This window comes from Bradyrhizobium sp. C-145, assembly GCF_023375135.1.
Classification (GTDB): domain Bacteria; phylum Pseudomonadota; class Alphaproteobacteria; order Rhizobiales; family Xanthobacteraceae; genus Bradyrhizobium; species Bradyrhizobium zhanjiangense.
Genome location: NZ_CP088150.1, coordinates 272188 through 284737 on the forward strand (window position 1 = coordinate 272188; position 12550 = coordinate 284737).

Genomic DNA, 12550 nt, shown 5'->3' on the forward strand with positions numbered 1-12550 from the left:
GCACGACATGACCAAACTCAGCGAAGCCACCCGCAACAAACTCAAATCCGTCTCCACCGCCACCGTCGCCACCGCCTTGTTCAAGCGCGGCCTGCGCATCCAGATGATCCAGGATGTGCACCCCTTAAGCCCGGACCAGCCGACCATGGTCGGCGAGGCCTTCACGCTGCGCTACATGCCGGCACGCGAAGATCTCAACACCATCGAGGTCTTTAGGGATCGCTCGCATCCGCAGCGCAAGGCGGTCGAGGATTGTCCGGCAGGCAGCGTGCTGGTGATGGACAGCCGCAAGGACGCGCGCGCGGCGTCGGCCGGCGCGATCCTGGTGACGCGCTTGATGAAGCGTGGCGTCGCCGGCGTCGTAACTGACGGCGGCTTTCGCGATTCCGCGGAGATCGCCAAGCTCGGCTTCCCGGCCTTTCACCACCGCCCGAGCGCGCCGACCAACCTCACGCTGCACCAGGCGATCGAGATCAACGTCCCGATCGGCTGCGGTGATGCGCCGGTGTTCCCCGGCGATGTCATCCTCGGTGACAGCGACGGCGTCATCGTGATCCCCGCGCATCTCGCAGATGAGATCGCGAACGAGACCTTTGAGATGACCGCGTTCGAGGACTTCGTCACGGAGGAAGTCGGCAAGGGCCGCGGCATCTTCGGCCTGTATCCCGCGACAGATCCGCAGACGCTCACCGACTTTGCCGAATGGCGCAAGAAGAACGGCCGCTAAGCCGAGAGCAAATCACGTCAAGAAACAGGCCGGCCGCATCAAGCGCCGGCCTTTTATCAAGCAGGGAGGATTACAATGAATTTCACGCGACGTAATCTGATGGCCGGCGCCGGCGCAGCAGTGGCATCCACGTTTCTCGCCCGCGCTGCCGGCGCCCAGTCGTTCGCGTTCACGCCCAATCAGCGCTACCCGGACCCGGCCGTCCAGATCCTCGACCCCAGCTTCACAAAATACCGGCTCTATTCCTCGACGGTCGAGCAGGTTGCAACCGGGATGCGCTGGGCTGAAGGCCCGGCTTATTTTCCCGAGGGCGGCTATCTCTTGTTCTCCGACATCCCTAACAACCGGATCATGAAGTTCGACGAGAAGACCGGCCAGACCAGCGTGTTCCGCGCCGATGCCAATTACGCCAACGGCAATGCGCGCGACCGTCAGGGTCGCCTCGTCACCTGCGAGCATTCCGTCACCCGCCGCATCACTCGCACCGAGAAGGACGGCAAGATCACGGTGCTCGCCGACAAGTTCGAGGGCAAGCGGCTGAACGCGCCAAACGATATCGTGGTGAAGTCCGACGACAGCATCTGGTTCACCGATCCGCTGTTCGGCATCAACGGCGAGTGGGAGGGCAAGAAGGAGAAGGCCGAGCAGGCCACCACCAACGTCTATCGCATCGCCAAGGACGGCAAGCTGACCGCCGTCCTCACCGACCTCGTCAATCCCAACGGCCTCGCCTTCTCGCCGGACGAGAAGAAGCTCTACATCGTCGAGTGGAAGGGCACGCCGAACCGCAGCATCTGGAGCTACAATGTCGGCGACGACGGCTCGCTGAGCGGCAAGATCAAGCTGATCGACGCCGCCGACCAGGGCTCGCTCGACGGCTTTCGCGTCGACCGCGACGGCAATCTCTGGTGCGGCTGGGGCTCGAACGGCGCGCTGCAGGGCGAGCCGACCGAGATCGGCGGCCGCAAGGTGTTCCAGCTCAGGAGTAAGCCGGACGATCTCGACGGCGTCATGGTGTTCAACCCGGAAGGCAAGCCGCTTGCCTTCATCAAGCTGCCGGAGCGCTGCGCCAACCTCTGCTTCGGCGGGCCGAAGAACAATCGCCTCTATATGGCCAGCAGCCATTCGGTCTACGCGCTGTATGTCGAGGCGCATGGGGCGGTGTGAGTCTTCGCCTCTCCCCGCCTGCGGGGAGAGGCCGGATCGCATCGAAGATGCAATCCGGGTGAGGGGGACTCTCCGCGAGTCCAACTGTCACCGTCCTTGCGGAGACCCCCCTCACCCCGACCCTCTCCCCGCAAGCGGGGCGAGGGAGAAGGTCAGGCCTCCGCCATCCCCGCCGCCCACAGCGCAAACGCATAGACGATCGCGACTTCGTCGAGCCGATCGAACCGCCCCGAGGCGCCGCCGTGGCCGGCGCCCATGTTGGTGCGCAGCAGCACCGGGCCGCCGTCGCGCATCGTGGCGCGCAGGCGTGCGATCCATTTGGCGGGCTCCCAATAGGTGACGCGCGGATCCGTCAATCCGCCCATCGCCAGTATAGCCGGATAGTCCTTCGCCGCGACATTGTCGTAGGGCGAGTAGGACAGGATGGTGCGAAAATCCGTCTCGCTCTCGATCGGATTGCCCCATTCCGGCCATTCCGGCGGCGTCAGCGGCAGCGTGTCGTCGAGCATGGTGTTGAGCACGTCGACGAACGGCACTTCAGCCACGATTCCCGCGAACAATTCGCCGGCGCGATTGGCGACCGCGCCCATCAGCATGCCGCCGGCCGAGCCGCCATGGCCGACGATGCGCTTGGCGCTGGTGTATTTCGCTGCGATCAGCGCTCGCGCGCTGGCGGCAAAATCGTCGAACGAATTGGTCTTCTTCTCGCGCTTGCCGTCGAGATACCAGCCCCAGCCTTTGTCGGCGCCGCCGCGAATATGGGCGATGGCATAGACGAAGCCGCGATCGACCAGCGACAGCCGGTTGGCGCTGAACGAGGCCGGCATCGCCATGCCGTAGGAGCCGTAGCCGTAGAGCAGCAGCGGCGCCGAGCCGTCGAGCTTCAGCCCACGGCGATAGAGGATCGAGACCGGCACCTCCGCGCCGTCATGCGCCTTGGCCATGATGCGCGTGGTGACGTAGTCGGCGGCATCATGGCCGGACGGAATCTCCTGGCGCTTGCGCAAGGTCCGCGTGCGTTTGACCATGTCGTAATCATAGACCTCCGATGGCGTCGTCATCGACGAATAGGCGAAACGCAAATTCGTCGTCTCGAATTCGTAGGAGCCCATCGTATCCAGCGAATAGGCGGCTTCATCAAAGGCGATCGCGTGCTCTTCCTTTGTCGCGAGATCGCGGATCACGATCGCCGGCAGCGCATTGGCGCGCTCGAGCCGCACCAGATGGCCGGCATAGAGATCGAGGTCGATGATGTAGATGCCGGGACGATACGGGATCAGGTCGCGCCAGTTCGTGCGCTCGGGCGCGGCGAGCGGCGCCGTGACGATCTTGAAGTCGATTGCGTCGTCGACATTGGTGAGGATGAACAGCTCGTCGCCGCGGTCGGCCAGCGAATATTGCACGCCTTCTTCGCGCGCTGCGACCAGGCGCGGCGGCGCCTCGGGGTTTGCGAGATCGATCAGCCGCTGCTCCGAGGTCTCGTGGTCGCCGCCCGCGATCACGCAGAAGCGGCCGCTGGTGCTCTCGTGCAGATGGGTGAACCAGCCGGCATCCTGCTCCTCATAGACCAGCGTATCGTCGGCCTGCTTGGTGCCGAGCCTGTGCCGCCACACCTGCATCGGCCGGTGATTGTCGTCGAGCTTCACATAGAAGAAGCTCTTGCAATCCGCGGCCCAGACCATGCCGCCGTCGGTCTCCTCGACGATATCGTCAAGATCCTTGGCCGTAGACCAATCGCGCACGCGGATGCTGAAATATTCGGAGCCCTTGGTGTCGACGCTCCAGGCCTGCAGCTTGTGATCATACGAGTGCCGGCTGCCGCCGAACTTGAAGTATTTGTGGTCCTTGGCGAGCGCATCGCCGTCGAGCACGATATGGCCGTCGCCGCCGTCGCGCGGCATGCGGCCGAACAGCTCGTGCTGCCCGCCCTCGCGAAACCGGCGGAAATAGGCGAAGGGACCGTCGGGCGAGGGCACGCTGGAATCGTCCTCCTTGATCCGCCCCCGCATCTCGCGCACCAGCGTCTTCTGGAGGGGGGCGGTGTGGCCGAGCAGGCTCTCGGTGTAGACGTTCTCTTCATCCAGATATTTGCGGATGTCCGGATCGAGCACGCTGGGATCGCGCAGCACCTCCTGCCATTTCTCGTCCTTCAGCCAGGAATAGTCGTCGGTCACGGTGATCCCGTGCCGCGTGAAGGAATGCGGCCGGCGCGGGGCGACGGGCGGGGTCTTGCTGGCGGTGTTGGGCAAGTCGATCCTCGGAGCTGGGATGTGTCTTGCCCCTATATCAGATCGAATGTGGAGGATTTAAAGAACTCAGAACTTCAATGTCGTCCCGGACAAGCGCGCCCCAAGCGCGCGCAGATCCGGGACCCATACTCCCAGGGCGGGGTTGTAGCGCGAGCTGCCAACTCCGAGTCTTCGTCAAACCACGTCCTGTGGCTATGGGTCCCGGATCAGCGCTCCGCCCTGACAACGCTATGCGTTGCCAGAGCTGCGCTTGTCCGGGACGACAGCGGAGTTTGTGGCAGCGCCCTACACCGCCACTTCCTCACCGAGATACGCGACCGCTGCCTCGAGCCCGCCCTTGCCATGCGGGATCTTCAGCGCGTTGAGCCCGATCTCGATCACGCCCAACGTGCCGAGCAGCATCGGCGCGTTGACATGGCCCATATGGGCGATGCGGAAGGCTTGGCCCGAGAGATCGCCGATGCCGGTGCCGAGCACGACGCCGCACTTCTCCTTGCAATAGCGTTGCAGCACGGCCGGGTCATGGCCGTTGCTCATGGTCACCGTGGTCACGGTGTTGGAGCGCTCGCTGGCTTCCGCGACGTTGAAGCCGAGCACCTGGCCTTCCGACCATGCGCCGACCGCGCGGCGCGCGGCTTCGCCGAGCAGGCTGTGGCGGCGGAAGGCGTTCTCCAGCCCTTCCTCGTGCAAGAGGTCGATCGCCTGGCGCAGCGCGAACAACAGATGCACCGGCGCGGTGCCGGCATATTTGCGATAGTGCTCGGTGCCCTCGCGCTCGCTCCAACTCCAATAGGGCGTCGCCATGTTGGCTGTCTTGTGCACCTCGAGCGCACGCGCGTTGGCGGCGACGAAACCGAGGCCGGGCGGCGTCATCAGGCCCTTCTGCGAGCCGGACATCGCGACGTCGATGCCCCATTTATCCATCTCGAACGGCATGCAGCCGAGCGAAGCCACGGTGTCGACCATGTACAGCGCGGGATGCCCGCTGGCCTTGATCGCCTTGCCGATCGCCTCGATGTCGTTCTGCACGCCCGAGGCCGTGTCGACCTGGACGACGACGACGGCCTTGATGGTGTGCTCCTTGTCGCGGCGCAGGCGCTCCTCGACCTCGTGCGGCCGCACCGCGCGGCGCCAGTCGCCCCTGAGCACCTCGACCTCGGCGCCCATCAGCGCCGCCGCATTGCCCCAGCCGATCGCAAAGCGCCCGCTCTCCAGCACCAGCACCTTGTCGCCGCGCGACAGCACGTTGCTCAGCGCCGCTTCCCAGGCGCCGTGGCCGTTGGCGATGTAGATGTAGGACTTGCCCTTGGTCGAAAACAGCTTCGAGATGTCACGGAGCAGCCCCTCGGTCAGATCGGTCATCTGCCTGGAGTAGATGTCGATCGCCGGACGATGCATCGCCTGCAGCACCTCGTCGGGCATCGTGGTGGGCCCGGGGATGGCCAGAAATTCCCGGCCCGCGCGAACGGTCATTGCTGTTGGTCCTTGTTGCTGGAGGACAGGCTGGTGGGTCGCTGATTCATACTTTTACGGCGCGCTGGCGCCTGAGAAAAGCGCTCAAAACGCAGGTCTGAGGTGGGTTATCGCTTCGTCTCGCGGCAGCCGGCGGCTTCCGCCTCTTCCACCGAGCAGAACCAGCGGGTGCCCTTGCTGATCTTCATCTTGATCTGGGTGTACCAGCGGCTGGTCGGCTGGTGGTAGATGCATTCGCCGGCGCTGTTGACGTTGCCCTTGATGGTGCAATCAGGCGACGGCGCGACCGGTCCCGAGGCCGAGGCGAGCAGCACCGCATGCGCCCCATCTGGCGGCTTGGTGGCGCCGAGGATGGCAGTCTTCTTGTTGCGGACCCGCCAGTCCCAGGGCGCGATGAAGGCGCCCTGCCACATCCCGGCCTTGGCCTCCCGCGCGGCGGCTTCGTCCGCCTCGTAATCATGGGACATGCGAGTGTAGGCCAGCGCCCAGCCGCTGCGCACCAGCCATTTCTGGATGTCCTCGCCGCCGACCTCGCAGCGCGCTACGGTGCGGCCGCGCCGGTCGATCGCGCGGGTATGGCACACCCAATTCTTGCCATCGGCATATTTGGCGAGCTCGTCGCGCGCAGCGACGCCACAGGTCCAGCGCTCGGTCTTGGTGTTGAGGCAGAGCTGGTCGACCGCCGGCGCGTCGATGCCGCCGAGCCGCACCCGCGTGTTGCCGATCACGACGGTATCGCCGGCGCGCACTTTTGCCATGCCGGTGATGTCGGCGGCGTCAGCCAGCGACGGGAGGGCGATGAAAGCCAGCGCAATCAGGACTTTTCGCAACATGCCGGTCCGCAAGTTCCAGGAAAATCTCGATAGACCCCGCGATTGTGGTCAGCTTTTGGCCACTCGACCAGCGCCTGCCTAACAGATGAGCTTTCAACTTCCCGTCATTGTGGGGCGCTCCTTCACCCTCCCCTGGAGGGGGAGGGTCGGCATGCGATCGAGCGAAGCGAGATTGCGTGACGGGGTGGGGTGATCTCTCCACTCGGGCACTGTTCGTCGCGGAGGGACCGTCACCCCACCCGCTCGCGCTGCGCGCGATCGACCCCTCCTCCAGGGAGGGTGAAGAGCTACCCCCGCCCTGCCATCGCTCGCCGGGCCACCGCCAGTCCCATCAGCACGAATGCCGACGTCACCTCGGGCCCGCCGACCAGAATCCGCGTCGGTGTCTTCATCTTGTTCCATTCATAGGCACGGAACGGGCCGCGGCGGCCGCCTTCGCCGATGGCATCGACGATCACGTTCAGCGCCGGCGCGAAGGCGCGTGGGTCGGCGCCGAGATGGCCGAGCGCGATCAGCGCCAGCGCGGCGTCGAACACATTCATCTCCGCGGCCATCAGCTCGCCCTTGACGTAGGACAGCACGCGGTGGCGGATGAAATCGAAATCGCCGTCGGGATCGATTGCGGCTTGCGCTGCCAGCGGCAGCGCCAGGAAGGCGGCATAACAACGGCCGAAATAGGCGCTGTAGAGTTCCGGCAGGTAATAGATGTGCGAGCGCGGATTGGCGAAAGCACCGCTCGCGGCTAATCGCTTCTGGAAGCCGATGATGCGATGCACGGTGGCGAGCCGCGATGGCGTCTCCAGAATCTCCCAGCGTGCCAGGTTGCGGAAGCTGACTTCGAGAATGTCGAGATTGAGCGTCGGATCGAGATCGTTGCCGTAAGGACGCTCGCCCGCGAGATTATCGATCCAGGTCGCAACGCCGCCCTCATAGTCGATATGGTCGTTGAGCGGCACCGTCACGCGCGGCGCGTTGACGCCGGCGCGGACCTGGTAGCCGGCGTAGAAATCCAGCAGCGGCTGGTCGATGATCTCATCGGTGCAGCCGGCCTGCGTCGCTGCCGAGATCGAGCAGGCCGTGGTGTCGCAATCCGGCACGTAGATTCCGAAGCCGAGATCCTGCTTGATCTGGGCGAAGAAGCGAGAGAAGCGCGGATGCGGCGCCGGCGCGAGCGCGGTGATGACGTTGAACCGCGCGCCGTCGATGCCCTCGGCCTCCTCGCGGCTGATGTTGACGCAGAAATCCACCATGTCGGCGATCGCACGCTCCGCCGCGATCTTGTCGGCGGGTAAGGCTAGCCCGGTCTCGATATAGCTCAGCAGCGCCTCGATGAAGAACGCATCGTAATAGGCCGAACGGTGGCGGATCTGCACCGGCTCCCACATCGGCTCGGCAACCCCTCGCCACGGCGGATGCACCACGGCGCGCGCCGGCGAGCGCGCGATGAAGACGCGGGCGAGGTTGAACAGCAGCGAGGAATTCTTGTAGCCGCGCGCGTTCAGCCCGGTGAGCGCCATGATCAGCTCGCGTCCGCGGCAATCGGGATCGCCGATCAGGTTGAAGGCGGCATAGGTCGGCAGAAACCCGTTTCGGCGATACGAGTCGAGCAGGTGCTGTGCGCAGTCGCGGATCACGCCGTCGATCTGCGATTGTTGCGGCGCCTTACCGACGAACACGGCCGGCGGCGGCCGGGGATGGTCGAGCGCGATGCTGTCGAGGAGATCGGCCACGGGCTGGCCGATGGCCGCCCAGTCGGGCTCCGCCTCGTCGCGGGCACGGGCGAGCGCCTGGCGCAGCGCCGCCAATCGGGCCTCGTCGCGCAACTCGGGCAATCCGGCCCGCCGCAGCAGCACCCGCAGCGCGGGATTGCCGAGCGCGGTCTTGTAGAATTTGGCGAGATGCGGATCGCCGCCGGCCTGACCCGCCAGCACGGGATCGCAGACCTCGTAAAGCGACGGGCCGTCCTTCCGCGCCGTCAGCGCCCGGCAGGCGGCGCCGGCAAAATATTGAAAGCTCATGAAATACCTGGTCGCGGGGCATCGGCCGGGGGCCGGCCGACACGCTCCCAAGCCGCGTGCCACCCCCTGCAAGTCGTTGAAAAAGCTACCCGGATTCGCAGGAAATACAAATGTGATGGGAGTCACGGAAAAAGCCGGCACGAAGGCTGCATGATGAGGCCCCGGAAACCTCCGGGGGAACCCAAAGCGGAGAAAATCGGGCCGGAGAATTATCTAACATCTTCAGCTGCTTAGCTTAAATATTGGGCAATCTATTGCCGGGGAGGCGATATCCGGTTAAAGGTTTGTTTGGTGCGGCGCCGCAGATTGCGCGCAATTCGGGGGCACATCCCCGGCCAATCCCTCAAACCTAAAGACGCTATCGCGCTACTCAAACAGTGTGCGCGCGTTTGGCTGGTCTTTGGCACAGGAACGAACCGAGATGAATGTAAGGCAGCTCGACCTTTCCCGACGCACGATTGCCGTCGCCGCCGCCCTCATCGGCACGGTGTCCCTCGTGATCGGCGCCCATGCTGCCCTCAACATGCGCGCGATCGACGCCGCCAAGGCCGTCTCGACCGACCAGATCACCGGCTCGATCGGCCATGCCACGCGTCTGGCGCTGGTCATTGGCAATGGACATTACCCCGACGCCAACGCGCCCCTGACGCAGTCGATCAATGACGCCCGCGCGCTCTCTTCGTCCCTGCGCAAGAGCGGCTTTGACGTCGACATGGTGGAAGACGCGACCAAGGACGACATGGTCCGCGCCGTCAACCGCCTGAAGTCCCGGATCAAGCACGACAGCGTCGTCATGCTGTTCTTCGGCGGCTATGGCGTGCAGGCCGGCCGCGAGAGCTACATGCTGCCGGTCGATGCCGTGATCTGGAAGGAAAGCGACGTCCGCCGCCACGGCGTCTCCATCGAGGGCGTGCTCGACATGATGAAGGAGCAGGGCGCCAAGGCCAAGCTCGTCGTCGTCGACGCCTCCCGCCGTAACCCCTACGAGCGCCGCTTCCGCTCCTACAGCCACGGTCTCGCGCCGATCAGCGCGTCCGACAATGCGCTGATCCTCACCTCGGCCTCGCCCGGCAAGGTCGTCGATGACGGCAAGGGCGAGCACAGCGTGCTGGTCAGCGAGCTCCTCAACAACCTCAATGCGCAAGGCAGCAGCGCCGAAAGCGTCTTCAACAAGACCCGCGTCGCCATCTCCCGCGCCAGCGAAGGCGACCAGGTCCCGAGTGTCTCGTCGTCATTGCTCGAGGATGTCCGTTTCGGCGAAGCCGGCGGCTAGTTTTTCTTAAGGTCATACGAGCACGCGTAGGGTGGGCAAAGGCGCAAAGCGCCGTGCCCACCATTATCTCCAACATTTCGAAAGACGTGGGCACGCGGAGCCTGTCATCGGGCGCGCGTTTCGCGCGACCCGGTGGCTTTGCCCACCCTACCGATAGCCGTGCCTGAGCGCACATCTGTCGCCACCTAGTCATTGCGAGGAGCTCTTGCGACGAAGCAATCCAGAAATCTCTCCGTGGAGGGACTCTGGATTGCTTCGCGGAGCCTGTCATCGGGCCGCGCTACGCGCGGACCCGTTGGCTCGCAATGACGATCGTCGCTGCTACTTCGCCGCTTCCGCGCTCGCCATCACCGGGCGCACCGGATCGCCCTCGCGTAGCAGCGCGCCGGCGCGGGCGACGATGACGTCGCCATCGTTGAGGCCGTCGCGGACCTCGATATTGCCGCCCGACATCAATCCGATCTCGACGCGCTTCGTCTCGACGCGATTGCGGCGGATCACCTGCACCACGGTGCCGGCCGAGGAATATTGCACGGCCGTCAGCGGCACCGCGACGTTGCAGCTCTGCCCGGTCTTGATCAGCGCGCGCCCGCTCGCGTTGAGCAACAGGCGCTTCTGCGAGGAGATGCCGATATAGACCATGCCCTGCTGGATGTTTTGCTCGACGGTCGGCCCGATGCGGCGAATCTTGCCGTCGATGTCGCCGGCGCCGGCGATGCGCACGGTCGCCTGCTGATTGACGGCGAGCTTGCGTATGTCGGTGGTCGCGACCAGGCCGACCAGATCATATTCGCTGCGCGCCACGATCGTGAACAGGGCCTCGCCCTTGGCCGAGGCGAAATTGCCGATCTGCGCGGTCGACGTGGCGATCACGCCCGCCACGGGCGCGGTGACCTGAAGCGTGCCGCCTTCCGGCAGCGCCAGCCGCGCCAGCACCTGGCCGGCAGTGATGGTCTGGCCGGCTTCGGCCAGCACCTCGGTCACCTTCAGGCCGGGACGTTCGGGCCGCACCGAGGTTTCCTCGCGCGCGATGATCGTGCCGGTGGCCTCGACGATGTCGGAGAAGCAGGATTTCGCGACCTTCAGCACCGTGACCGCCGGCCCCTTCGGGGCATCGTCCTCGGCGGCTCCGGCCGGATATGGGCCGAAAGCGAACACGCCGGCGATGGCTGCGGGAAACAGGCTTCGGGCAACGGCACGGGGCAAATGACGCATCGAAAATTCCACGGGTTCAAGCCCTTCAATCGATAGCAGATGGCAACGGGCCGGACTACGGCAGCGTTGTCCCATGGCGGGATGCCACGCCGGCGCGGGCCGCGGTGGCAAGTCTTTGATTAGTCGCGGGATTGGAGATCAGGTTCGCTCCCGCCGGACGGGGAGGTCGCAGTGGGGCTGGCTGGCCGTCAGCTCCGGCGATCACCCAGCAGCTTGCCGGTGGCGCGATCGATCAGGTGCAGGCGCGTACAGGCCTGACACGGCACGGAAACATGCGTCCGATCGGTTGGCTCGTCGCCAAGCCGATATTGCACATTCATGCCGGTCTGGGGACACTTGAAGACAATTTGACGGTCCATGCCCGATGATATCGCGCCAAGGCGGGCCTCGCGAAATTACGGATGATTACGTAGGCCGGCCGCGCGTCTCTCACGGCAGGCTCAGAAACTCCACCCAGTTCGGCTTCTTGCCGGTGGGATAGGATTTCAGCTTGGCGAGCGCGCCGCTGCTCTGGTTGATCGCATAGACCGTCATGCCGTCGGAGAGTTCGCCGACCGCGGCGAGATAGCGCCCAGAGGGATCGATATTGAAGCCGCGGGGCTGCTTCTCGGTCGGCACGCTGCCGATCGTGGTCAGCTTGCCGCTTGTTGCATCGACCTTGTAGGCGGTGAGCGTGTTCGTGGTGCGCTCGGAGGCGTAGAGGAAGCGCCCGTCGGGCGTGATGTGGATGTCGGCGGCCCAAGGTTTTTTATCGGAGGCTTTGCCGTTGAACCCTTCCGGCAGTGCGGTGGTGCGCTGGATCTCGGTCCAGGCGCCGCTCTTGGCGTCATAGCTGAATGCCGCGACGTCGCCGTTCAGCTCGTGAACGAGATAGACGAACTTGCCACCCGGGTGGAATACGAAGTGCCGCGGCCCGGATTTTTCCGGCAGCTTGTGGGCCGGCGGATCGCTTGGCGTCAGCGTGCCGGTCGCGGCGTCGAACGCAAAGCTCAGCACCTGGTCGGAGCCGAGATTGGTCGCGAACACGAATCGGTTGTCGGGCGAGGGCAGAACTGCGTGCGCATTCAGCCCGGTCGGGATCACCTGCTTCGGCTCGCCCGCGACGCCGTTGGCTTGAAGCGGATTCAGCGCGACCTTGTTGCCGCCATAGGAGGCACTGAACAGGAACTTGCCGCTGCGATCGACGGCGATATTGGCCATGCTGTCGGCGAGCGGTCCGTTGCCGATATGACTGAGCTGGCCAGTCTTGGGGTCGATCGCGAAGCTCACCGCGAGGTATGGCTGCGAGCGGATTCCGGCGATCAGCACGCGCTTGTCGGGGGTGATCGCGAGCGGCGTCGAGGATCCCGGCTTTTCGACGCCGGTGAAGCCGGCCGTCTGCACCGGCATCATCTCGCCGCTCTCGGCCATCTTGAACACGCTGATGTCGTTGCTGTCGGCGTTGCCGACATAAGCGAAGGTTTCGGCCATGCCGGCACGGACTCCAGGGATGAGGGCGAGAAAGGCGAGGGTGGTGGCGATCGCAGCGTGCGGCAGGCGCGATGCGATGCGTCGGGTCGGTCTCAACATGGTCTCCTCCTCAAAGCCGGTGCGGC

At 65.0% G+C, this 12550-nt stretch carries 9 protein-coding genes; 3 read left to right on the forward strand and 6 right to left on the reverse strand.

The genetic code is table 11. The features are described 5' to 3' along the window. The first annotated feature begins 7 nt into the window (after positions 1-7). Both LRP30_RS01285 and LRP30_RS01290 read left to right on the forward strand, forming a co-directional pair. Complete coding sequence (locus tag LRP30_RS01285; RefSeq protein WP_249759088.1) at positions 8-727, forward strand: ribonuclease activity regulator RraA; 720 nt, start codon at positions 8-10, stop codon at positions 725-727. Positions 728-802: 75 nt separating this feature from the next. Next, positions 803-1894, forward strand: coding sequence for an SMP-30/gluconolactonase/LRE family protein (locus tag LRP30_RS01290; RefSeq protein WP_249759089.1), 1092 nt, complete (start codon positions 803-805; stop codon positions 1892-1894). A gap of 152 nt (positions 1895-2046) precedes the next feature. On the opposite strand, the gene LRP30_RS01295 is transcribed toward LRP30_RS01290, so the two are convergent. The 4 genes from LRP30_RS01295 to LRP30_RS01310 form a co-directional block, all read right to left on the reverse strand. Then, positions 2047-4143: a S9 family peptidase gene (locus tag LRP30_RS01295; RefSeq protein ID WP_249759090.1), complete on the reverse strand. Its 2097-nt coding sequence runs from the start codon at positions 4141-4143 to the stop codon at positions 2047-2049. A gap of 285 nt (positions 4144-4428) precedes the next feature. Continuing rightward, complete coding sequence (locus tag LRP30_RS01300; RefSeq protein WP_249759091.1) at positions 4429-5616, reverse strand: aminotransferase class V-fold PLP-dependent enzyme; 1188 nt, start codon at positions 5614-5616, stop codon at positions 4429-4431. Positions 5617-5723: 107 nt separating this feature from the next. Next, positions 5724-6449: a thermonuclease family protein gene (locus LRP30_RS01305; RefSeq protein WP_128930714.1), complete on the reverse strand. Its 726-nt coding sequence runs from the start codon at positions 6447-6449 to the stop codon at positions 5724-5726. A gap of 287 nt (positions 6450-6736) precedes the next feature. Next, positions 6737-8467 carry a hypothetical protein gene (locus LRP30_RS01310; RefSeq protein ID WP_249759092.1) on the reverse strand — a complete coding sequence of 577 codons (1731 nt, stop codon included), beginning with the start codon at positions 8465-8467 and terminating at the stop codon, positions 6737-6739. A gap of 421 nt (positions 8468-8888) precedes the next feature. On the opposite strand from LRP30_RS01310, the gene LRP30_RS01315 reads away from it, so the two are divergent. Next, positions 8889-9740, forward strand: a complete 852-nt coding sequence (locus LRP30_RS01315; RefSeq protein ID WP_128930716.1) for a caspase family protein — start codon at positions 8889-8891, stop codon at positions 9738-9740. A gap of 321 nt (positions 9741-10061) precedes the next feature. Here the strand turns inward: LRP30_RS01315 and LRP30_RS01320 are convergent, their stop codons facing one another. Beyond that, positions 10062-10955 (reverse strand): HlyD family efflux transporter periplasmic adaptor subunit, encoded by an 894-nt coding sequence (locus LRP30_RS01320; RefSeq protein WP_249759093.1) that lies wholly within the window; start codon positions 10953-10955, stop codon positions 10062-10064. 429 nt (positions 10956-11384) lie between these two features. Continuing rightward, positions 11385-12524 carry a beta-propeller fold lactonase family protein gene (locus LRP30_RS01325; protein ID WP_249759094.1) on the reverse strand — a complete coding sequence of 380 codons (1140 nt, stop codon included), beginning with the start codon at positions 12522-12524 and terminating at the stop codon, positions 11385-11387. Positions 12525-12550 lie beyond the last annotated feature (26 nt).

Coding starts and splice junctions, on each gene's coding strand:
- LRP30_RS01285 (WP_249759088.1), top strand. CDS start 8: ATGACCAAACTCAGCGAAGCCACCCGCAACAAACTCAAATCCGTCTCC.
- LRP30_RS01290 (WP_249759089.1), top strand. CDS start 803: ATGAATTTCACGCGACGTAATCTGATGGCCGGCGCCGGCGCAGCAGTG.
- LRP30_RS01300 (WP_249759091.1), bottom strand. CDS start 5,616: ATGACCGTTCGCGCGGGCCGGGAATTTCTGGCCATCCCCGGGCCCACC.
- LRP30_RS01305 (WP_128930714.1), bottom strand. CDS start 6,449: ATGTTGCGAAAAGTCCTGATTGCGCTGGCTTTCATCGCCCTCCCGTCG.
- LRP30_RS01310 (WP_249759092.1), bottom strand. CDS start 8,467: ATGAGCTTTCAATATTTTGCCGGCGCCGCCTGCCGGGCGCTGACGGCG.
- LRP30_RS01315 (WP_128930716.1), top strand. CDS start 8,889: ATGAATGTAAGGCAGCTCGACCTTTCCCGACGCACGATTGCCGTCGCC.
- LRP30_RS01320 (WP_249759093.1), bottom strand. CDS start 10,955: ATGCGTCATTTGCCCCGTGCCGTTGCCCGAAGCCTGTTTCCCGCAGCC.
- LRP30_RS01325 (WP_249759094.1), bottom strand. CDS start 12,524: ATGTTGAGACCGACCCGACGCATCGCATCGCGCCTGCCGCACGCTGCG.